At 46.1% G+C, this 24027-nt stretch carries 14 protein-coding genes and 1 pseudogene; 13 read left to right on the forward strand and 2 right to left on the reverse strand.

Translation table 11 applies throughout. The annotated features are described in order from the left end of the window. Positions 1-213 precede the first annotated feature (213 nt). From RID53_RS02400 to RID53_RS02435, 8 genes and pseudogenes are all read left to right on the forward strand, one after another. Positions 214-1656 carry an AAA-like domain-containing protein gene (locus RID53_RS02400; protein ID WP_446386599.1) on the forward strand — a complete coding sequence of 481 codons (1443 nt, stop codon included), beginning with the start codon at positions 214-216 and terminating at the stop codon, positions 1654-1656. Positions 1657-1805: 149 nt separating this feature from the next. After that, a complete protein-coding gene (locus RID53_RS02405) occupies positions 1806-4229 on the forward strand; it encodes a GH116 family glycosyl hydrolase (protein WP_446386600.1) in 2424 nt (807 codons plus the stop codon). Between the two features lie 219 nt (positions 4230-4448). Beyond that, positions 4449-4937 carry a DNA-binding protein gene (locus RID53_RS02410; protein WP_446386601.1) on the forward strand — a complete coding sequence of 163 codons (489 nt, stop codon included), beginning with the start codon at positions 4449-4451 and terminating at the stop codon, positions 4935-4937. A 213-nt stretch (positions 4938-5150) separates the two neighbouring features. After that, a pseudogene (locus tag RID53_RS02415) lies at positions 5151-6359 on the forward strand (RNA-guided endonuclease InsQ/TnpB family protein); the annotation flags it as partial. A gap of 412 nt (positions 6360-6771) precedes the next feature. Beyond that, the gene (locus tag RID53_RS02420; RefSeq protein WP_446386630.1) at positions 6772-7854 is read left to right on the forward strand and encodes a TIGR03032 family protein; all 1083 of its coding nucleotides are present in this window, start codon (positions 6772-6774) and stop codon (positions 7852-7854) included. Between the two features lie 33 nt (positions 7855-7887). Further along, positions 7888-12102 carry a beta strand repeat-containing protein gene (locus RID53_RS02425; protein WP_446386602.1) on the forward strand — a complete coding sequence of 1405 codons (4215 nt, stop codon included), beginning with the start codon at positions 7888-7890 and terminating at the stop codon, positions 12100-12102. A gap of 614 nt (positions 12103-12716) precedes the next feature. Next, the gene (locus RID53_RS02430; protein WP_446386603.1) at positions 12717-14024 is read left to right on the forward strand and encodes an ATP-binding protein; all 1308 of its coding nucleotides are present in this window, start codon (positions 12717-12719) and stop codon (positions 14022-14024) included. Positions 14025-14157: 133 nt separating this feature from the next. Then, complete coding sequence (locus RID53_RS02435; RefSeq protein ID WP_446386604.1) at positions 14158-15480, forward strand: hypothetical protein; 1323 nt, start codon at positions 14158-14160, stop codon at positions 15478-15480. A 279-nt stretch (positions 15481-15759) separates the two neighbouring features. Here the strand turns inward: RID53_RS02435 and RID53_RS02440 are convergent, their stop codons facing one another. Further along, positions 15760-16623: a DUF4351 domain-containing protein gene (locus RID53_RS02440; protein ID WP_446386605.1), complete on the reverse strand. Its 864-nt coding sequence runs from the start codon at positions 16621-16623 to the stop codon at positions 15760-15762. 242 nt (positions 16624-16865) lie between these two features. On the opposite strand from RID53_RS02440, the gene RID53_RS02445 reads away from it, so the two are divergent. The 5 genes from RID53_RS02445 (at position 16866) to RID53_RS02465 (ending at position 22971) form a co-directional block, all read left to right on the forward strand. Beyond that, a complete protein-coding gene (locus RID53_RS02445) occupies positions 16866-17546 on the forward strand; it encodes an HAD family hydrolase (RefSeq protein WP_446386606.1) in 681 nt (226 codons plus the stop codon). Between the two features lie 39 nt (positions 17547-17585). After that, a complete protein-coding gene (locus tag RID53_RS02450; RefSeq protein WP_446386607.1) occupies positions 17586-17915 on the forward strand; it encodes a hypothetical protein in 330 nt (109 codons plus the stop codon). A gap of 316 nt (positions 17916-18231) precedes the next feature. Next, complete coding sequence (locus tag RID53_RS02455) at positions 18232-19545, forward strand: APC family permease (protein WP_446386608.1); 1314 nt, start codon at positions 18232-18234, stop codon at positions 19543-19545. A gap of 54 nt (positions 19546-19599) precedes the next feature. Further along, complete coding sequence (locus tag RID53_RS02460) at positions 19600-21939, forward strand: hypothetical protein (RefSeq protein ID WP_446386609.1); 2340 nt, start codon at positions 19600-19602, stop codon at positions 21937-21939. 786 nt (positions 21940-22725) lie between these two features. Beyond that, a complete protein-coding gene (locus RID53_RS02465) occupies positions 22726-22971 on the forward strand; it encodes a ChaB family protein (RefSeq protein ID WP_446386610.1) in 246 nt (81 codons plus the stop codon). Positions 22972-23150: 179 nt separating this feature from the next. Here RID53_RS02465 and RID53_RS02470 read toward each other — a convergent pair whose 3' ends face one another. After that, positions 23151-23954, reverse strand: coding sequence for a hypothetical protein (locus tag RID53_RS02470; RefSeq protein WP_446386611.1), 804 nt, complete (start codon positions 23952-23954; stop codon positions 23151-23153). Positions 23955-24027 lie beyond the last annotated feature (73 nt).

Below are 24027 nucleotides of genomic sequence, written 5' to 3' on the forward strand. Positions count from 1 at the left end.
TAGCAAAAAGTAGCAACATCTCGAAGCAGTTTTATAAAGTTCCCATGAAGAAGTCACCCTCTTTATGAAGCGTTTGTAAAACAGTAGGCAGGTTTTGTAAAGTTTTCATAAAGAAGTTGGTCAGGTTTATCAAGCTTGTGTAAAACAGTAGGCAGGTTTTATGAAGTTCAGGTCAACTTGCCCACAGGTGTGTCTATAGGAGTAAAAATACTCATGCGTCTTGAAGAAGCACTTGAACTCTTGCAATCCTTTGTCTATACCCAAACCCAGCAACACTTAAATACTCTGCAAATGGCTGTCCTGCGGGGATCTTGGGAACATCAATCCTATGAGCAAATTGCCGAAACTTACTGTTTCTCCAGCGCTCACGCCAAGACAGTTGGTGCCAAGTTATGGAACTTTCTATCCCAAGTGCTTGGTACAAAAGTTAATAAGAAGAATTTTTCAGTAGTTCTGCAACGTAAAGCGAAAGAGTGGATGGTAGAGAAAGCAATCGATATAGCCACTCAGTCCGTTTGTCCAGAAATATCGTGCCAAACTCCATTATCTGTTACATCCGCTACAAAAAATTGTGCCACATCTTGCATCAGCCCTGAATTACCCGGAGGTCAAGTTCCGCTAGAGTCTTCCTTTTATATAGAACGTCCTCCCATTGAAGAACGCTGCTACGATGCTATTGGACAACCAGGTGCATTAATTCGCATTCATGCTCCCACGCAAATGGGTAAAACATCCCTAATGGCAAAAATTCTACAGCAAGGAAGATGGCAAGAGTATCATACTGTAACCTTAAGCTTTCAGCTTGCGAGTAGCCATGTTTTGAGTAATCTCGATAAATTCTTACAATGGTTCTGCGCCAGCATTGGTAAAAGTTTAGGGTTACCGAATCAAGTGGCTGATTATTGGGATACTATTTTGGGTGGCAAATCCAGTAGCACGGATTATTTTGAGAACTATGTGTTAGCAGAAATCGACAGCCCTATCGTTATTGGCTTAGATAATGTTGAAGTAATCTTTCAATACCAGGAAATTGCCTCAAATTTTTTTTGCCTGTTGCGAACCTGGAATGAGAAAGCTAAGTACGGAAATAGCCTGAGCCGAGTCTGGGAAAAACTGCGGCTAGTCGTCGTTTATTCAACCGAGATTTATATGCCCTCGATTGTTAAGCACTCACCGTTTAATGTGGGACTATCAATAGGGTTGCCAGAATTTACCTGGGAGCAGGTACAAGATTTGGCATGGCGTCATGGACTCAATTGGGATATTGATCAGGTAAAACAGCTCATGTCTCTAGTTGGGGGTCATCCCTATCTGATCCGAAAGGCACTTTATCACATTTGGCAACAAGATTTTACCCTAGAAGAGTTGTTAGCTAAGTATACCAGAAAAGTGAGAATTTACAGTGAATACCTGTGTCAGCAATTATCGAATCTGCGACAGTACCCAGAACTTTATTCAGCATTTACCCAAGTGACAACTTCGCAAAAACCTGTGGAATTAGAATGGGAGCAAGCCTTACAATTACAGACCATGGGATTGGTGCATCTAAAAGGCGATCGCGTGCTGCCTAGCTGCAATTTGTATCGTCAGTATTTTAACGTCTCAGCGTCTCATCTACAGGAGTTCCACCCTAAATCCGGGAAAGCCGAAATATAAAGCGGAAGCGGCTTGTCAACTATCCACTTTTAAACGTTTAAAGCAATAAGTGCGATCGCAGAATATCCTTGCTTTCCTGGAGAATGGCGCAAGATGTGAGATTGCTCCAGAATAGTGCAAGTGACCCACTACGCCGTAAGATCTAAAACATGATCTACCAACCACCGCGCCCAACTATCCCTGAGAGTACCTGGCACCGTCCAATTGGACAGGGCTGGGAGAATCCTTATACTGTACGCTATGCCAGTAATCTGGATGATGGACCCTGGCATGGTATGCCCCTTGGTGGATTTGGCGCAGGTTGTCTGGGGCGATCGCCACGGGGAGATTTTAATCTATGGCATCTGGATGGGGGAGAACATACCTTTAAATCTTTGCCAGCTTGCCAGTTTAGTGTGTTTGAACAGCCAGAAAACCAAGACGCCCAAGCTTATGCCCTTTGCACCGAACCCCCAGAGGATAGCAGTTTGGGCAAATGGCAATGGTATCCCACTGGGGAAACGTCAAACGTCACTACAGGAACCTATCACGCCCTTTATCCCCGCAGTTGGTTTGTCTACGAGAATATATTTCAAACAGAGTTAACCTGCCAACAGTTTTCCCCAATTTGGGCGGAGTGTTATCAGGAAAGCAGTTATCCAGTGGCGGTGTTTGAATGGACTGCCCATAATCCCACCGATCAGCCGATTACCTTAAGTATTATGCTTACCTGGCAGAATATGGTGGGCTGGTTTACCAACGCAATTCAGCATCCTCAAGTTCAAGTACGAGATGATGGGAGTCCAGTTTACGAGTATCAACCCCGTTGGGGCAATAGTACGGGGAATTATAATCAGTGGATTGTGGATAATTTCCGCGTGGGTTGTCTGTTAGATCGGGTGAGGTTGCGGGATGAAATTGAAGAAGGCGAAGGGCAACTCTGTTTTGCCACGGTGACGAATCCCAGTCAGGAGGTATTTTATCACTGTCGCTGGAATCCCACAGGCGATGGATCGGAGGTGTGGAATACGTTTGCCAGTGATGGAAGTCTGAGTGATGTGCAAGACGAAACCCCGGCTGAACCCGGAGAACAAATTGCAGGTGCGATCGCGGTACGGGTAAGACTGCGCCCAGGTAGAACCCGGAAAATCCCGTTTATCCTGGCGTGGGATTTTCCGGTAACTGAGTTTTCGGCTGGAGTTAAATATTACCGCCGTTATACTGATTTCTTTGGGCGCACCGGGAATAATGCCTGGTCAATGGTTCGCACCGCCCTTAAACATTCTGACCTTTGGCAAGAGAGAATTTTATCCTGGCAAAATCCAATTTTACAGCGTCAGGATTTACCCAATTGGTTCAAAATGGCGCTGTTTAATGAACTCTATTTACTATCGGCTGGGGGAACAATTTGGAGTTCGGCAAATGAACGCAATCCAGTAGGTCAGTTCGGGGTGTTGGAATCCTTTGATTATCGTTGGTACGAAAGTTTAGATGTGCGGCTGTATGGATCATTTGCCCTAGCAATGCTGTGGTCAAGATTGGATAAAGCGGTATTGGAAGCCTTTGCCCGGGCAATTCCCACGAGTGATGATACGCCTCGAATTATTGGTTACAACCAAGCCACAGCGATTCGCAAAGCCGCTGATGCGACACCTCACGATTTAGGTGCAGCGAATGAGCATCCGTGGGAGAAAACCAACTACACCAGTTATCAAGATTGTAATCAGTGGAAGGATTTACCCTGTGATTTTGTTTTGCAGGTGTATCGAACCTTTGTGTTTACAGGGTCAAAGGATATTGAATTTTTAGCCGAATGTTGGTCAGCGATTGTCAAGGCGCTGGCGTATCTGAAAACCTTTGATCAGGATGGGGATGGGATTCCGGAAAACTCCGGCGCACCGGATCAGACGTTTGATGATTGGCAGTTGCAGGGCGTTAGCGCCTACTGTGGTGGACTATGGTTAGCCGCCTTAGAAGCCGGAAGCGCGATCGCCCAAATTCTCTTGGACAACTACACCCTGGTTTTTTCCATTAATCTACCTGATCCAGAGGTGATTCAACAAACCCTGAACAACTATCAGCAATGGCTAAAACAAGCGAAACCGATTTATCAAGAAAAACTCTGGAATGGTCAATATTATCGCCTGGATAGCGACAGTGATTCCGATGTGGTGATGGCAGATCAACTTTGTGGTCAATTCTATGCAAAATTATTAGGATTGCCAGATATTGTTCCCCCAGAATGTACCCAATCGGCATTAAAAACGGTTTACGAGTCTTGTTTCTTAAAGTTCCATAATGCCCAATTTGGTGCAGCCAATGGAGTAAAACCCGATGGTTCTCCCGAACATCCGGATGCGACACATCCCTTAGAGGTGTGGACTGGGATTAATTTTGGACTAGCGGCATTTTTAATTCAATTGGGGATGAAGGATGAAGCATTAAAACTAACTGAATCAGTCGTCAGACAAGTCTATGAAAATGGATTACAATTCCGCACCCCAGAAGCGATTACACCGATTGGCACATTTCGGGCAGGTCATTATCTGCGGGCGATGGCAATTTGGGCAGTTTATTTGACGTTGAGTCAATAGTTTCCACGCGATCGCCTTGTGCTGGATCTCGTGGAATTAAGCCCGGTTGAGTCCAAGCAAGCGTAAATACCCAAACCAAATCCCTGCCAATTTTCATCCACGCGATCGGGGAAATTATCCTACCAATAGGGTTGAGGGATATAAAAGTAAATTGGGGGGAATTGTCCAATCCTAGAAACGTAACTTACTCAAAACTATTACGCTATCCTTATAGTTAACATGATTGTCGGTACAACAGAAGCGGCTAAAATTTTAAATATCTCTACAGCTCGACTGAGAGTCCTGCTGCTCCAAGGCAGAGTGGAAGGCGCTTACAAGACCGGGAGGATGTGGTTAATGCCTCTATTTAATGGCAAACCACTGATTCAGCGAGGGAAAAGAGGTCCAGCTCCTCGTTGGCGCAATCCCAGAAAGCCCGCGAAAACTATCATTCACGTTAATTCACAGAGAATTCGACAGAATCAAAAACATAATTCACACCAGCCAGTGATTACGGTGAAGAAGTGGTGCGACCCCAGGACCCTGATTGGAGCTAATGATCAGGCGACCCAAACTGGCAATAGGAATGTCTATGGTCATGAGGTGGAAATACCGGGAGGATGCCGGGTTGTTTATCGTCCCGATAGTCCCAGATGTGGTGCTAAGGTTTGGATCGAAACGTTTTACAACGTCAAGGTGATTTCTTGGCAGGAGGATGACTCTTCCTGACCGAAAACTTGGGTCACAAGCCTCCCCCTGCCATCGGGACTTTTTGAATAATCGTCCGGACGTTTATTCAAAAGTAGTGTATATTGGGGCAAGGAGGTGATGCAAGTTGTTTAAGCTGTCATGCATTTAAATTGGGTATTAGTAGCGAGCAAGATGCTCGCACTACAAGGATTTCACCATTATTGACATTAAGGTTTAAATGCCGAACAGCTTAATCTAACCTACGAGTTCAAACTCAAGCCCACAAAAACTCAGATAGCCATCTTTGAAGATTGGTTAGAGCAGTGCCGCCGCGTGTATAACTACGCATTGCGTGAACGCAAGGACTGGTATAACTCTCGTAAGTGTCAGATTAACGCTTGCTCACTCCGATCTGAATACATCATTTCGGCTGATGCTCCTAGACCTACGTATGCAAGTCAATGCCGTGGATTAACCGTAGCACGGGCTAATATTCCTGTGCTTAAAAAAGTACAGGTTCATGTCCTCCAACAGACACTTAGACGCCTAGAAAAAGCGTTTGTCAGTATGTGGGAGGGCGGTCACGGTTTCCCTCGGTTCAAAAAGTTTGGCAGAATGCGGTCTTTTGTATTCCCTCAATTGGGGAAAGAACCCATTCAGGGAAACAGGGTTAAGTTGCCCAAAATTGGGTTAGTTAAGTTTAACCAATCACGCCCAATACCAGAAGGGGCAACTCTCAAGCAAGGGCGTGTAGTTAAGCGTGCATCAGGCTGGTACGTCATGTTAACCCTACAATGGGCGATTGATGTACCTCAACCGATGCCCCATGGAGAGCCAATAGGTCTAGATGTAGGAATTAGCCATTTTGTAGCTGTCTCAAACGGTAGATTATTCCCCAATCCTAAGCCATTTCGGAAACTTGAGCGCAAGCTTAAATTGCTGCAACAAAGGGTATCTAGAAAGCGGCTAGGGAGTAATAATCGCCAAAAAGCACAAGCCAAAGTCAGCCGATTGCATGAACGGATAGCCAACATTAGGAAGAATTACCACTGGGAGTTAGCACATAATCTTTGTGATTGGGCGGGTATGATATTCGTTGAATCACTTAACCTAAAAGCATTAGCAAAAGGAATGTTAGGTAAACACTGCCTGGATGCTGGCTGGGGTCAATTCCTTCAGGTACTAGAACAATGTTGCTTTAAGCGTGGTGTATTCTTCCTAAAAACAGACGCCAAAAAGACTAGCCAGATATGCCCGAATTGCTTAACCGAAACTTCTCAAAAGCTACTGTCTGAGCGTGTCCATTCATGCGGTCACTGCGGCTACACCACCGATAGGGATGTCGCTGCCGCACAAATAGTCTGTATTCGTGGACAAAGAGCCGTGGGACACACGGTTAAGATGCTTTCTGAGGGTAAATTCATAGGAATCCCTACGACGGAAGAATCACCGTCCTTATAGGGCGGTGAGTGTCAATTGTCCCAAGTCGCGTTAAAGATAGCAAATAAACAGGAAACCTTTTCTTGATTAATTCGCGATCGCGCCTCCTGGGTGTCTTAGATATGAGTAGCGAGTTGCCTGGATCGCACTACCAGAAGGGGAAGGATTATTGGCGTTATGGTTTAAATGCTGAACAGCTTAGATGTGCGATAGAGCTAATGTCGTATTTTTTCTCATATCATTTAATTGAAAAAATACAGCTAATATTTCACTAAATTTTACAAAAAGTAAAATCTGTTAATGAAGAGAGAAAATTCGGCTTTCTGTATGAAGATTCGGTAAAGATTTTCTGTTGACTAATTTTTGAGTTGCCGATTACTCCTAATATAAATAACGAACAACGTTTGTGGCTTTCATCGAGAGTACAAGGCTCATGGTGCATCAATCGCCATTCTCCTCGACGAATTCCCCGTCATTAGAAATAACGGGTTCTCGGCAATTCACGGCTTGGTTAGCCGAGCAACATCTCAGTCTGGCGTTTACGACCTATCAAGCTGGCAAGGTATTTTTTATTGGAGTACAGCCAACGGGACAGTTATCAATCTTTGAGCGCACGTTTGAGCGGTGTATGGGGTTGTGTATCGATGGTTCCACCCTTTATTTGAGTTCACTTTATCAGGTATGGCGATTTGAAAATGTTCTGGAAGCAGGACAAGTTCACAACGGGTATGACTGTCTTTATGTGCCGCAAGTGGGGTATGTGACGGGGGATTTAGATGTCCATGATGTGGCGGTGGTCGATCCCCCTGTAACCCCCCATCCCATCTTTGTCAATACCTTATTTAGCTGTTTAGCCACAGTGAGCGAAACCCACAGTTTTATCCCCTTATGGCAACCCCCGTTTATTTCTAAGCTGGCGGCGGAAGATCGGTGTCATTTGAATGGTTTAGCGATCGCACAGGGAGAACCCAGGTATGTGACAGCCGTGAGTCAGTCCGATGTTGCTGATGGCTGGCGGGATAAACGGCGCGATGGGGGTTGTGTGGTGGATGTGGGGAGTAATCAGGTGATTTTGACGGGGTTATCGATGCCTCATTCACCGCGACTGTATCGGGAGAAGCTCTGGTTGCTCAATTCTGGCACAGGGGAGTTTGGATATGTTGACTTAGAACGGGGGAGTTTTGAGTCGGTAGCCTTTTGTCCGGGGTATTTGCGCGGGTTGGCGTTTAGTGGGGATTTTGCCATTGTCGGGTTATCGAAACCGAGGGAGAATAAGACGTTTTCGGGTTTGGCGCTGGATGAGAAGTTAGAGAGTAAGCAGGCTGAACCGCGATGTGGGTTATTCGTGATTGATTTGCGGAGTGGGGATATTGTCCATTGGTTGCGAATTGAGGGAATAGTCACGGAATTGTATGACGTGGCGGTATTGCCAGGAATGCGGCGTCCGATGGCGATCGGGTTTAAAACGGATGAAATTCGGCGTATTGTCAGGGTTGGTTCTGTTGAAGAAAAGTAATATAGTAACTGAAACCTGACGAAGAAATTTACTATGTTAGCTGCATCTTTCAACCTTTCTGAGCTTAATGGTAGTAATGGCTTCGTCATCAACGGCATTGATGCGGGTGACTTCTCAGGCGTTTCTGTCAGCTCTGCCGGAGATATCAATGGGGATGGCATTGATGACCTGATTATCGGCGCAAGGCGTGCTGACCCCAACGGCAACTCTAATGCAGGGGAAACCTATGTGGTGTTTGGTCAGAGTGAGGGTTTTGATACTTCACTCAACCTGTCTCAACTCGATGGTAGCAATGGCTTTGTCCTCAATGGCATTGATGCGAATGACGGATCAGGTGATCCAGTCAGCTCAGCTGGAGATATCAATGGGGATGGCATTGATGACCTGATTATCGGCGCACCTTTTGCTGACCCCAACAGTAACACAAATGCAGGGGAAACCTACATCGTGTTGGGTCAGAGTGGAGGTTTTGATGCTTCTGTTGACCTGTCTCAACTCGATGGTAGCAATGGCTTTGTCCTCAACGGCATTGATGAGGATGACTTCTCAGGCGTTTCTGTCAGCTCAGCTGGAGATGTCAATGGGGATGGCATTGATGACCTGATTATCGGCGCACCTTTTACTGACCCCAACGGCATCGATAGTGCAGGGGAAACTTATGTGGTGTTTGGTAAGAGTGGGGGTTTTGATGCCTCTTTCAACTTGTCTCAACTCAATGGTAACAACGGCTTCGTCATCAACGGCATTAATGAGTCTGACTCCTCAGGTCGTTCGGTCAGCTCAGCTGGAGATGTCAACGGGGATGGCATTGATGACTTGATTATTGGCGCACCTTTTGCTGACCCCAACGGCATCGATAGTGCAGGGGAAACTTATGTAGTGTTTGGCAAAAGTGGGGGTTTTGATGCCACTCTCAACTTGTCTCAACTTAATGGTAGCAACGGCTTTGTTCTCAACGGCATTGATTTTGGTGACTCCTCAGGTGATCCAGTCAGCTCAGCTGGAGATATCAATGGGGATGGCATTGATGACTTGATTATCGGCGCACCAACAGCTAATCCCAACGGTAATTACCGTGCAGGGGAAACCTATGTGGTGTTCGGTAATCAAGGGGGTTTCGATGCTTCTGTTGACCTGTCTCAACTCAATGGTAGCAATGGCTTCGTCATCAACGGCATTGATTTTCGTGACAACTCAGGTTATTCAGTCAGCTCAGCTGGAGATATCAATGGGGATGGCATTGATGACCTGATTATCGGTACATTAGGTGCTGACCCCAACGGCAATTACCGTGCAGGGGAAACCTATGTGGTGTTCGGTAATCAAGGGGGTTTTGATGCCACTCTCAACCTGTCTCAACTCAATGGTAGCAATGGCTTTGTTCTCAACGGTATTGATCGGCGTGACTCCTCAGGTCGTTCAGTCAGCTCAGCTGGAGATATCAATGGGGATGGCATTGATGATTTGATTATCGGCGCACCAGAAGCTGACCCCAACGGCAACTCTAATGCAGGGGAAACCTACATCGTATTCGGTAATGCTAATCGACCGCCACAGTTAGACCTCAACGGCGACATGGCAGGTACTGATTTTGCCACCTTCTTGACTTTACCCGGAGTCGTAGTTCCCATTGTGGATCGCATCAACCTTACCTTAACTGACCCCGACTCTACAACTCTTGAACAAGCAACAGTCAAGATCAGTAATCTCCAAGACGTTGGGGCTGAAATTCTGGCTGCCGACACAGGTGGTACTAACATTATTGCCAGCTACGATGCCAGCAGTGGCACACTCACCCTCAGTGGTGAGGATACCGTTGCCAATTACCAACAAGTTTTGCGGACTCTTACCTATAACAATACCGCCCCAGCGCCTAACCAGACAGAGCGTATCATTGATTTTTCAGTGAGTGATGAACTCGGCAAAATTAACGGTACCGTGGTGGCTACGACCACCCTGACGTTTTTGAATTTTGCACCTAACTTATCATTCAACCTGTCTCAACTTAACGGTAACAACGGCTTTGTCATCAACGGCATTGATCGGTTGGACAGGTCAGGTAGTTCAGTCAGCTCAGCTGGGGATATCAATGGTGATGGCATTGATGACCTGATTATCGGTGCATTAGGTGCTGGCTCCAACGGCAACAGAAATGCAGGGGAAACCTACGTGGTGTTTGGTAATCAAGGGGGTTTTGATGCTTCTGTTGACCTGTCTCAACTCGATGGTAGCAATGGCTTCGTCCTCAACGGTATTGATAGTTATGACTTCTCAGGTCGTTCAGTCAGCTCAGCTGGAGATATCAACGGCGATGGCATTGATGACTTGATTATCGGCGCATCTTCTGCTGACCCCAACGGCATCCGTTCTGCAGGGGAAACCTACATTGTGTTTGGCTCTTCTGAGAGTTTCGATGCCAATTTTAACCTATCTCAACTCAATGGTAGCAACGGCTTCGTCCTCAACGGCATTAATGAGGGTGACTTCTCAGGTCGTTCAGTCAGCTCAGCTGGAGATATCAATGGGGATGGCATTGATGACCTGATTATTGGCGCATCTTCTGCAGGGGAAACCTATGTAGTGTTTGGTAAGAGTGGGGGTTTTGATGCCACTCTCAACCTATCTCAACTTAATGGTAGCAACGGCTTTGTCCTTAATGGGTTTGACCGCTCAGGTGATTCAGTCAGCTCAGCTGGAGATATCAATGGGGATGGCATTGATGACTTGATTATCGGCGCAGATCGAGCTAACCCCAACGGCATCCGTGATGCAGGGGAGACGTATGTAGTGTTTGGCAAGAGTGGGGGTTTTGATGCCACTCTCAACTTGTCTCAACTGGATGGTAGCAACGGCTTTGTCCTCAATGGTATTGATACGGGTGACTCCTCAGGTTATTCAGTCAGCTCAGCTGGAGATATCAATGGGGATGGCATTGATGACTTGATTATCGGCGCACCTTCTGCTAACCCCAATGACACCCCCAGTGCAGGGGAAACTTATGTGGTGTTTGGTAAGAGTGGGGATTTTGATGCCTCTTTCAACCTGTCTCAACTCAATGGTAGCAACGGCTTCGTCCTCAACGGCATTAATGAGCGTGACTTCTCAGGTCGTTCGGTCAGCAGCGCTGGAGATATCAATGGTGATGGAATTGATGATTTGATTATCGGCGCACCTTTGACTGATCCCAACGGCATCCGTTATGCAGGGGAGACGTATGTAGTTTACGGTAACCTCGCCCCAGAACTTGACCTCAACGGTAATGATACAGGTATTGATTTTACCACCACCTTTACCGGAAGTCCTGTCTCGATTGTCAATACTAATAACTTAACCATAACTGACGCCAACACCACCACCCTCGCCAACGCTACCGTCAAAATCACCAATCTCCAAGATGGTGCAGCGGAAATCTTGGCTGCTGATACCAGTAATACCAATATCACCGCCAATTACGATCCAATTCTTCGCACCCTCATCCTCAGTGGAGAAGATACCATTGCCAATTACCAACAAGTCCTACGAACTGTCACCTATAACAATACCGCCACCACCCCCGACACCACAGACCGGATTATTGAATTTGCGGTCAATGATGGAGAAGCGCACAGTAACCTGAGTACCATCGCCACCACCACCCTTACCTTCGACTCCGGTGAACCTCCCATCGATGGCACCCCCAATAACGATACCTTAGTTGGCACTCAAGGGCGCGATCGCATTAACGGATTTGCTGGTCATGACACCATTGCTGGCGGTTTAGGAAATGATCAAATCTTCGGTGGTGACGGGGATGATGTCTTACGCGGTGACTTAAACAAACGTTCCCCCCAAATTGGTATCGGTGGCGATGATATCATTTTCGGTGGTGCAGGCAATGACCGCATCGGTGGCAAAGGGGGAAATGACCAACTCTTTGGTGAAGCCGGGGATGACCAAATCTGGGGGGATGATGGGGATGACATCCTGCGCGGTGGACTCGGTAACGATACCTTAACTGGGGATGACTTCTCTGGCGGTAGTGGTAGCGATACCTTTATCCTCGCCATAAACGAAGGAATCGATACAATTGTAGACTTCCAAGACGGTGCCGATTTAATCGGTTTAGCCAATGGTCTAACTTTTGGTCAGTTATCGATTACTCAAGATGGCAAAAATACACTGATTGGTTTTGAAGATGAGACGCTGGCTAGGCTCAAAGGAGTGAACGCCAACCTCTTAACAGAAGCCGATTTTACCATCATTGGCTAGACCGTTTCTCCATCAATCAACGTCGTGTAAAAACGACAGTATCGTAGGGGCGCACCGACGTGCGCCCTCATCTTACCGACGTGCGCCCCCGATTGATGTCTCTTGGCGTCTACGTTTGTATAGCGGCAAACATTGGAGTAATGGTAATGGTGCGTTACGCTTCGCTCTCCTCACCCTACAGCATGACCCACCTAAAATGGTGGATTAGCATTGTAGGGGCGCATGGCGTGCGCCCAATTTAACCATCAATCTATTAATTTTAGCTGTGTCAGTCCAGTACAGGGCGTTGAGCAGAGGGCGACCCGACCCAATTAATGAGTGGTGTTGTTAATTTATTCCAGCGGGTCGCCCCTACAGGTCTTTGTAACCCCCATCACCCCCATCTCCGCTCACCTCACCACTGCCAACAGCAGCCCCTATTTAAGGCTTCTTTTGTTGCCAATAGTAAAACGGACTCATTAAGCTATACCAAAACAATTGTTGTTCGCAAGCCGCCACAATATCAGTGTTGAGAACCATCCCATACTTAATAAAGCTTGTTACCGTTGTAGGCTGGGTTGAGGAAAGAAACGAAATTTCCTTGTGTATTCTGATAATCCGCTACAATAGGCGTCATGCCATCATCAAAGAGACCTGCCAACGCCTCCAGCCAATTCCTCAAACGCCAAGCCGCGTCGCTGTTGCTGTATCAATCGGTTCTGCGTAACGACGGGGGAAAAGCCTTTCTCCGTATTTTGCAAACCCTAAGCCAGGGTGAAGCGGAACAAACCGATTGCTTGGTCGCGTATGGAAACTGGTTCAAAATCTTAGCCGCCCACGGACAAAGTTGGCAAGATTTTCTGATTCGGCAAATTCTCCAGGATGAGAATCCCTTTTCTGTGCAAGTGCAACGGGTAGCCCTGGACGATTTACCTCCAGCCCTCGTCACGGCGGCGAAACAGGATTTACGCGCCTTGCACCATCTTTCTCAATGTTGCATTGAACAGCTAAGTCGATGGGTGCAAAAAGCTTCTCAGTTAGAAGCACAGCCTGTTTCTTGGAATCTGGAAACGGTGCAGCCTACGTTTCTACACCACTCTAGTGATTGGACAGAATCACTAGAGGAATTAGCCGCCCACTATCGACACCATGGTACAGGATTATTTGCCCAATATCATGCCCTGCGTTGGCAGTCGGGTCAATTGCTGGGTATCGCCCACCCTGATCCGATTCAGTTAACTCAATTGGTGGGCTATGAGTCTCAACAAGCCGCATTAGTTAAAAATACCGAATTCTTACTCGCGGGTTATCCGGCGTTACATGTCTTACTTTATGGCAGTCGTGGTTCAGGTAAGTCATCATTAGTCAAGGGTTTATTACAAAACTATAAAAATCAGGGACTGCGGTTGATTGAAGTTGCTAAGTCTGACTTAAAAGACCTACCGATGATAGTGGAGCAATTGCGAGACGTACCGCAAAAGTTTATCATCTTTGTGGACGATCTCTCCTTTGAAGAAGACGACGATGCATTTAAGGCACTAAAAGTTGTCTTAGAAGGGAGTGTCACCGCCCGTTCCCCCAATGTAGTCGTTTATGCCACTTCCAATCGACGCCACTTGGTACGGGAATTTTTTGCCGATCGCCCTCGTCCCAGCGATAATAATGAAATCCATGCCTGGGATACCTTACAAGAAAAATTATCCTTTAGCGATCGCTTCGGCTTAACTCTGACCTTTGAACCAGCCAACCAAGACGCTTATCTCAACATTGTCTATCATTTAGCCCAGCAAGCCAACATCAACTTACCCCAAAATGACTTAAAATCCCGTGCCATTCAATGGGCAACCCGCCATAATGGACGTTCTGGGCGCAGCGCCCGCCAATTTGTGGATTTTCTCAGCGCTGATTTAGGGATTCGTCCTTCGGATAGGGTAGAAGGGTAGCAGGATGCAAAAGTTATATCGTATTGTAGGGGCGGGTTTAGCCATTTAATTGATGGGTAGACTGATAACTTATCAACAAAACCCGCCCTCTTTGTATTTAGATTTGAGACATAAGACCAATGACATAAGACCAATGAACCAACTCGTTAATCAAATGCTTCTTGGTACAGTTGCTTTTACAGTCAGCGTGGGTGTGGGATTATTCGTTAACCCCAACAAAGCCTTGGTTAATGGAGTCGTTACCGTTGTGGCAAGTTATGCTGGCGTTACTGTAGCGGATAGGCGACGCCTTCAATCAGAAAAACAGCGCAAAAATGCTTTACTCAATCAAATCCAAGAATTTGAGGAAGAAGAAAGCCTATTGTATGCATCACTCATGCAGGGAAAGGAAACACAACATCAACTCGAAGCCAGTATCAAGGCATTACAAACGGAACGGAGTCAGCTTCTGAATCGCGTGTCTGAACTGCATAACCAACGAAATAGCCTGTATCAGGAAATCAGTGAAGTTCAACAGCACAAGCAGGAACATTTAGAGGAAGTGAGTATTCTGCGATCGCAAATTCAGCAGATAGAGAAACACCAAAGCGAACTGAATCAATCCCTCTGGGCAAAAACGGCTCAAATCCAGCCAGCGGAAACTCGCTTAAATCACTTACATACTGAACTCGAACAGCTTCAAACTGAAATAGCTGATAAACTGCATCACCACGAACATCTTAGTCAAGATTTAGCTGCACTTGAACGCCGTAAGCAAGACTTAGGCGGCGAAGCTTACGACTTACATACCCAAATTAAAGCCTTAAAGCAACGTTTAGAGCAACTGAATCAAGCTTTTTTGTCTTTACGGATACAGCAACAGCGAGTGCAGGAAAATCTCACGCCGCTCAAATCCGAGTTGGAACAAATGCAGCAACAAGTTACTGAAAAACAGCAACAACAAAAGCAACTGAATCAAGATTTGACGCGATTAGATCAGCTTAAACAGCAGTTAGAATCCGATTATGCCACTCTGCAACAGCAAATGCAAACCTTACGAGTACAGAAGTTAACCGCAAGTGAAACAATCTTTCCTATAATTGAACCAAGTTTATCCGCGATTTTACCACAAAAATTGCAGAAATTGCTGGAATTTTCTCAACAGCTTACTGAGGATGAACGAATGGCATTTCAGGCAATTTTGGCAGAAGACAATGCCGGGTTAAATCAACTTTATCATCAAAAAGGGATAACGTCACAGGATTTAATTCAATCCCTTAATCAAAAGTCTATTGCCGTCCTCGGATATTCTCTATTTTTCAGCGATAGTACCTCAGTTACTCCTCAAATTCACAAAGACTATAGTTCAGTATTAAAAGAACCAACATCTATTTATTTTAAAGACTTGATTGGACTTAATTATCGTCAAATTAAATCTGACCTAATATCAACAAGTTTTATTCACCTCACATCTTGAACCAGTAATTATACCAATGTTGCGTTCTATCATGTCTAGGGCGTCAGTCCAGTAACCACAGTTAGTGGTAACAAGAAGTAAAAAGGCAAAAGTAAAAAGTCAAAAGACCGGAGATTTGGTATCGTATTGTTAGCATTTTGGCACAATTCAAGTAGATGATCCGATTACTGGACTGGTGTTCTAGTCCGTGCAGGCGGACTTTGCTTGTGTAGCAGCGATTTTAATCGCCGTGGCAAAAGGGGTGATAAAGGTGGATTTGGTATGAATATTTGATATGAATTAACACTGCTCAATCCAATTGACTAAATCTGCCATATCCGTAAAATCTAATAAAGCCTCACTTAATTCATCTAAAACTGTTGCCGATAAACCATTAATTCGTGATTGCATATCTGGAGTAATTTCACCAATTCGGCGAATCAATAAACGGTTAATCATAGCTAACTTTTCCTGCATTCTTCCTTGTTGTACTCCTTCCTGTAAACTTTGTTCCACTCGCTCAACTCCCCAAGGTAAAAGAGTTCCTGATTCATCCCACCACCGTAACCAATAGCAGGTTATTTCTGCCTTAGTGCCGTACCAAACTCCCAAATATAAACCCATTGCGGCAATCCAGTAGCGTCCATTCCCATCAGGTTGTCGCAATTCATAATGTCCAGCTACTAAATCATGGACTTCTAATGTCCCATCATTGGGGTTAAAAATAACATAAATTGGGACTTGCAAAATCCGCTCATAAAAATACCATTTTCCATAGGGATAAGTCGATTTCGCTGAGTATTCCCCCTGTTCAGTCTCAGAGAGAAACTCCATAACAATGGCTGGAATATCTCCCTCTGTATGAGGGGTATAACTGCGACGAGTGACTTCTGGCGCGATAGGTAACACATTGGAAACATAAAACCAGTCTGGTGCTTTGACCACTATTTTGCCATCCACAGTGGCGCAGATAGCAAAGTTGGAGGCGAATAGCATGGAGGCGGTGATAAAACCAGCGATTTCTAGAATCTCTCGCAGTGCTGATGCGAGTAAGGGATGATCAATATTCTCCACAGGTTCATCAGGTAAGTGAAAATCATCAGGCAGTTTTTTCCATTCAATCCTGTAGGATACTTTGGGCAGTGTGAGTTGAGATTGAATCATATCACTCATTGTGAATAATACTGGCAGAAATCAAAGCTTTGGCGCAGTGATACTGATTTGGGATAAGGAGGGGTTTTGTTGAAATGTAATCGGTGATACCCACGCAGAAAGTGGCTAAACCCATCTTGATAAACCGCACCTTTTATTACGATACGTCAGTCTTAACCGGAAACTGAGTCGTTCTTGTCATATTTCGTTACTAAACGGTAGACTGGAGTGCAACAGCTATCACCCCATCGATTATGCTTCAGGCATTATTATTTGATTTAGACGGCACCTTAGCGGATACTGACCCTATCCATTTTCAGACGTGGCAAGATATCTTGCGCGAGTATGGCTTAGAGTTTGATCACGCCTTCTACCAAACTCATTTTAGCGGTCGTCTCAATGCGGCGATTGTCAAGGATTTATTACCCCATCTGTCTCTAGAAGCAGGAAAAGAGTTAGGGGATTATAAAGAAGCAGAATATCGGAAACGTGCTGCCCAACAATTGAAACCGTTAGGCGGATTGGTAGAGGTGTTAGATTGGGCAAATCAAAAGCAACTGAAGCAGGCGGTGGTGACAAATGCACCGAAAGATAATGCCCAATTCATGTTGCAAGTTCTCGGTTTAGACAAGCACTTTACCACCGTTGTTTTAGCGGAGGAACTGAAAAAGGGTAAACCTGATCCCATGCCTTATCAGGTGGGGTTAGAATTATTGGGTGTATCCCCGGTTTCAGCCGTGGCGTTTGAAGACTCCTTAACTGGCGTTCGTTCCGCCGTCGGTGCGGGACTTTTAACAATTGGTGTGGCGACGACTCATGAACCACAGGCGTTAATGGCGGCGGGGGCGGAGTTGGTGGTTAATGATTTGACTGACCCCAAGCTGGAAGATTTATTGCATTGTTTTGGGCGGGAAATGAACACTATCGCATTGTGACAGAGGAGATAGTGATTGTCTGATAGCTTGAGTTAACTTATGATACGTCAAACACAAGGAGCAGGCTTCAAACTTGCCGCTACTGCCATTATCTGGGGATTTGCTACGGGAATGTTAGGGATTTGCATTCCATTAGTTTCGATGACTGACAGTGGTGTTATTTTACCCTTAGCAGTGATTATCGGAGCCAGTTTCACTACTACCGTAGTTTGGTTATCGTTCAATCGAGTATCTAGAAACACACTGGAGTTGAGCAACACTATTGAGTCGTTAAAGGAACAGGAAGCGACTTTAGAAACTATTGATAACAAGGAAAAGTTTGATGACCAGACTAGGATAAAGCTACTGGAACCGAGAGACAATAAGTAGGTGGGGATGGTCATTTGTCATTTGTAAGGGTTTGAGACTTGTTCACAGGTACTGACATTTTAGCTGGTGGGCAATGCCCACCCTACAGTATAGAATTTCGGCGATACCAAAATGCTTATTTGGCTGAAATTTTAGCGGGTGAGCAATGCCCACTCTACGGTATAGTAAGGATTTCGGCAACACCAAAATCTTTCTGGGCGCAAGCCTTGCGCCCCTACATTTCTTGTCGCTTGTATCGTAGATCACTTGACATAAATTCTACTCTATTAGAGTTGGTACGATAAGCGGCATAATGATTACTCAGGGGAGTGTCTCTATGCCAGAATCAAACGCGCCACCCTCGCTGAAACGAGAATTGGATCTCCGAGGTGCTATCCTAGTCGGACTCGGTTCGATGGTGGGAACCGGGGTATTTGTCAGTATTGGTATCGCCGCCGGAGTCGCTGGAACATCGGTAATTTTAGCTGTTGCGATCGCAGCCTTACTCGCCGCCTGTAATGGGTTAAGTAGCGCCCAACTTGCGGCGAATCATTCTGTTAGTGGGGGAACTTATGAATATGGGTATCGCTATCTTACCCCTTGGCTGGGCTTTACGGCGGGTTGGATGTTCCTGTTGGCGAAAACAGCATCAGCAGCGACGGCGGCTTTGGGGTTTGCGGGTTATTTGTTAAATGCGTTGCGTCTGGATGCGAATCAATGGTTAGTCCCCCTGGCGCTGGTGACAGTAGTTATCTTGACGCTAATTGTCTTAGGGGGAATTCGCCGTTCTAACCTAACTAACCTAATTATCGTCTCCATTACCCTACTCTCGCTGATGATCTTTATCATCACGGGTTTACCTCATGTCACCCCTGGGAATTTTATTCCCTTTTTCCCAGACGACACCTCAGATAAACGTGCGATCGCCTCTTTACTCCATGGCAGTGCTTTAATGTTTGTGGCGTATACTGGCTATGGTCGAATTGCCACATTGGGAGAAGAGGTGCATCAACCGCGACGTACTATCCCGATCGCGATTATCTTGACGATGATTGTTACCATGATCCTGTATATGGCAATCGCCGCCGTGGGTGTGGGTTCTGTCGGTGTGGATACCCTTAGCGCCGCTACCCAATCAAAAGCCGCCCCCTTGGAAGTCGCTTCTCGCCAATTTGGGATTCCTATTGTTCCCCCACTCCTCGCCCTCGGTGCAATGACGGCGATGGTAGGCGTATTGCTAAACCTGATATTGGGATTATCTCGCGTACTATTGGCTATGGGGCGTCGTCGGGATATGCCAAGGATCGTAGCGCGTCTGAATGCGGCGGGAACCACACCCTATATATCAGTGATTTGTATTGGAGTTGCGATCGCGGCGTTGGTTCTGATTGGTAATGTAAAAATAACCTGGTCATTTAGCGCGTTTACCGTTTTGGTTTATTATGCCCTTACCAACCTGTCTGCCCTACGCCTATCTGCCCAAGAACGACTGTATCCCAAATGGATAGCTGGGGTAGGATTAGCCGGGTGTCTTGTCTTAGCCTTTTGGGTGGAACAACAAATTTGGTTGGTTGGTCTGGGATTAATTGTAGCCGGATTAGTCTGGAAAACGATAGTATTGCCCTTGGCTTTAGGGGTACACAATCACTAACTTAATGCAGCGATGATCGGTGATAAGGTGTCAGTAGGTGAAAGGGGGAAACGATTGTCCGGAGTCACAAAGAGACGCCGAAGACGAGTCCGGAAAAAATCATCAGCCAACGGCTGTCTGGTAGCATTAGGTACGATCGCCGCATTAATCGCCACGGGTGCGATCGTTACTGGGGGGATATGGCTAGGGATTCGCCTCATGATTGATCCGAATGCGGCGATCTGGCTGAATCGCATTTTACCCGGATGGACAAAGATTCCCATCGCTGATGCTTCACCCCCACAAACCCTGGCAACTATACGCGACGAATTGCGCCAAAATGGGTTAATCGCGGGAGAACTTGTATCCCTCAATACAGGACAACCCTATCGAGAAACTCCTATTCTATTACCCATCTTAAAATCTAAGCCGAACTGTCAAACCAATTGCCAAAAAATTGTCGAACTAAGACTCTATCAACCCATCGAATTTCAGCAAGCTGAACTTGCTTACCAATTGGTCACTCAGCTTGCTATTAACGAACCGGAAGAATATTTTGTCCTCTCCTCCACCGACGCCATTACTGGAAGTGCCTCTCGTTCCCTCGCCTTTACTCGATTTAACCGTTTAGAAAATCAAGCCCCCGCCACAGGATTTTGGTTTAACCTCTGGGGAGTTCGTCTCACCAATGAATCCCCGAAAAGTTATGGACAAATCCTCCATTACAACCCCGAACAAATGCACCTGAGTGTTATGCTGGACTGGCAAAGTCCCACAGATAAACCCCCTTATTGGCAACAAGTCACCGGGGAATCCACCCCAGAATTAGTGCTTGATCAAACAGTGGGATTAGAACCCAAATTCCAGGTATACCAGGTTCAACCCCGCCAGTTTCTCCTCAATCCAATTCAATTAACCGAAATTTCACTAAATACACGGGCTGATGATAGTCCCACCTATCGTAATTCCTTAATGTTAGCCCGGAATGGGTTATGGTCTTGGGCATATCGACGATTACAAAAAGAACAGAAAAACACGGAGTCGGCGACAGTCCAAGCACAACTAGACGTGATTCGACTTCATGCCCAATTTACCGAAGCCCAAGCCAACCAAACCTGGGCAAGTCAAGGACAACAAGTTCTCGCCTATCTTATTGATGGACGCTGGACAGATGCTTTACAAGTATTTCAAACCGCCGCCGTTAATGGTTCCGCCCAAGAGATTGCCAATTTACTCAAAACCGATACCGAGGAATTATGGCGACGGGTAGAAGCTGCCCTCAATATTAGTCCCAACGATCGCACCGTAAAAACCTGGGGGGCTTTAATTCTCGCCGCCCAAGAAGGGCGGGCGGAAGCCATTTCGTGGTTGCAGCAACTTCCCCCCCCTGAATCAGAATCCGATCAGCCTCAATCTAACAATAATGCCCAAATTTATGCCTACCTGGATTATCTGGATACCGCGTTAGCAGAGGTTCCAGCCATAACCCCTCATTTAAGTCAAATTGTCGGTACTGCACAATCAGTAGAAACGGTCAAGCCGGAAAATTGGCGACAACCGGAAGCCGGAAATACAGCAACATTTCCCGTCGCTTTAACCGCCCCAGCTTCAGGATTCCAAAAAGCCCCCCAAGAGGTTTGGTATCAGGTAGAAGTCGCGGCGTTTAATGATGGTCAACGTTGGCGTCAAACACCCTTTACCGATTTACAATTGTCCACAGTTGTTGCAACTCAGCGTCTTTGGCAATATCTGGGTTTAGACACTGATCCATACCTGCAAATCGCCGTCTGGTCAGCGGAGGGACGCCAGGAGACGATCGTCGCGACGGTTCAAGGGGTGTCCTATCAAGAGGGTGTAATCAAGCTTTTAGCCACCGGACAAGCCTTACCCAATAGAGAAAATAGTCGTCCCATGGCATATTCTCAAACGGCGCTGCGCTGGCTAGAACCGGGTTCAATTAGCTTATCCGATTTAAACCAACTGCAACCGCAATGGGTCGCGGCAATATTACCAACACTGTGGCAGGAATTGGTTAAAAGTGGCAAGCGATCGCCTGAAGTCGAACCCACGATTCCGATGATGCTGCAAGAGATTGGACATTGGTTAGTCCAGCCTCTGGATTTAACCGGGAACGATGAACCGGAAGCCGTTTTAACCCTGTATGAGGATCTATCGAGTACCAATCAAACCCTGAATATCAAACGCCCAGACACGAACACGCAGGAGTATAAACCCCGGACATTAATATTTTCGGAGAAGGGGGCGTTACTCTACAGTGAATTCTCCACCCATGGGAATACATCACTGACTGCGATCGCGGATTTGGGGGATGGGGGAACGGCGGCGTTAGTCCTGGCGGGTGAGAATCAGTATAGACTTAAACGTTGGTCAGATCAGCGTAAACGTTTTGAGTGAAGGAAGATTGATTATCTTTAGGACTTACACAAAGGCTCTATCTGTAGGGTGTGTTAGCGTAGCGTAACGCATCTTAACCTATTTGGCACAATAAAACATAACTAATATTATTACCTCTCTATGACGACCACCGTACAAAACGCCAATCGCCAATCATCAGAGAAAAGAAAACAGTACTGTATTAACTTTTGTAAACCGTCCTCAAACCTTTACTGTTCCCTGTTCCCTGCTCTCAACCGTTAACTTTAATTGTGTCCACCTACTTATGCACCGTACTTACTATTGCACGACCTGAATATCAAGACTTTCCCATACAGAACCATCTTCAGACTAAGAGTATAGATGAGTTCGTTTTTAGACATAAGCATTGCTTAAGGTTGTAAATTCGGGTTTCTTACCTCCGTTAAGCTGTCATGCATTTAAATTGGGTATTAGTAGCGAGCAAGAGGCAAAGCCTGCGGCATGGCTTCGCTTAACGCACTACAAGGCTTTCGCCATTATTGATATTAAGGTTTAAATGCCGAACAGCTTATGATTCAGTCCGCGTAGGCGGACTTTGTTTGTGTAGCAGCGATTTTAATCGCCATGGCAAAAAGTTCGCTACAATCGCCAGATTTAGCCAAGGGAGTAGTCAACCAATACAAAGACTATGGATGTAGCAAAACCCGTCCTTTCTTACCTCCCCCATTATAGGTAGAGTCGTATATACAGCTACAGAAAGATGATTTTTAAGAATCCCTTTGATTTGCTAGTAGACGTGACCAAAATAATTCACGGAAAATAATCATGCCTTATCAAAACATCGAAGAATTACCAAACGACGTAAAAGAACAACTTCCTCAAGGCGCCCAACAGATTTTCTGTGCTGCCTATAATAGCGCATCTCGCGATGGACTCAATGATAACCAAGCCCATCAAGTTGCGTGGAATTCGGTTAAAAACAGCTACCAACAGGGTGAACATGGTCAATGGCAGCACAAAGCCGAAGGTGGTGCTGGTAGTACCTTTACAGGTACGATGCCTGGTGCCTAATTACCTATAATTCCTACTTATAGGATATAGGAGCGAATAGGATATAGGAGCGAAGCATTTGGACAATAGCTGAGGAGCAAAAACTCAGAGTCTATGCCAATGTTTCGTTCTTCTCCGTAAGGAGTTTTGGGTTGGGTTGCAGCAACGAAACCCAACCTATCTTTTACTGAACCGATGCTCTAATCAGCACTGGCTACCAAGCCATTTCCACTACCCACATATTTAATCACTTCAACGCCATTTTGTTCCAAAATCACTAACGGTTCCTGATTGTCACCTAATTCAATACGCTTCACCTTTACTGCGCCATTCAACAAAGAATCCCCCGCCCGCACATAGCGACTGGTTGTGTTCGCTGACGCCTTGACAATTGCATTCCATTGTCCCTCAAGTTGCATCACACCACTCACTTTTACCGCATCAGCCAGTTCAGTAGAAGGGGGAGGCGTTTCCTCAATAACGGTTATCTCGCTAGGCGCTGGAGACGTTTGAGGCTTGGGTGCTTGAGTTTTAGGGGCTGGGGTTTCAGGTGATTTTTCTTTGGCGGTGGGAGTGGCAGAGGATTGAGTCGGGGAGGGTTGGTTTTTAGGTTCTGAAGTTGGAGAAGGTTGAGTTTTGGCTGGAGTTTCAGACGCTTTAGGCTGGGAGGGCTGCGTTTTGGCGGGTTGAGGCTGAGTCGGTGGAGTTGTGCTTTTCGGAGTCGATTGTTGATTCGGTGCAACCTTAACCGTACTAAACGGATCTTGACGCGCTTTAGCAACAGGTATCTCAATCAATCGACTCGACGGAATCAGTCCGGCTGGCGGTGGAGGAACTACAGTTTTGCTAGGATTGTTGCCGATTGCAGCTTCAGGTTGTGTCGGGGCTGTTGCTACAGACGGTTCAGGTTGTGGGGTTTGACTGACTTGGTTATTTTGACGGGTGCAGCTACTGACGAGCAGAGCAACTGCACCTAAACCAACGATCCACCGCAGCTTATTCATGGCGATTACCTGAGTTCTCTTTCTTTAGAATAGCCTTTCTTGAGATGGAAATCTCTTACTTTCAGCTTAAGCG

This window comes from Coleofasciculus sp. B1-GNL1-01 (assembly GCF_040220235.1).
In the GTDB taxonomy this organism is placed as follows: domain Bacteria; phylum Cyanobacteriota; class Cyanobacteriia; order Cyanobacteriales; family Coleofasciculaceae; genus Coleofasciculus.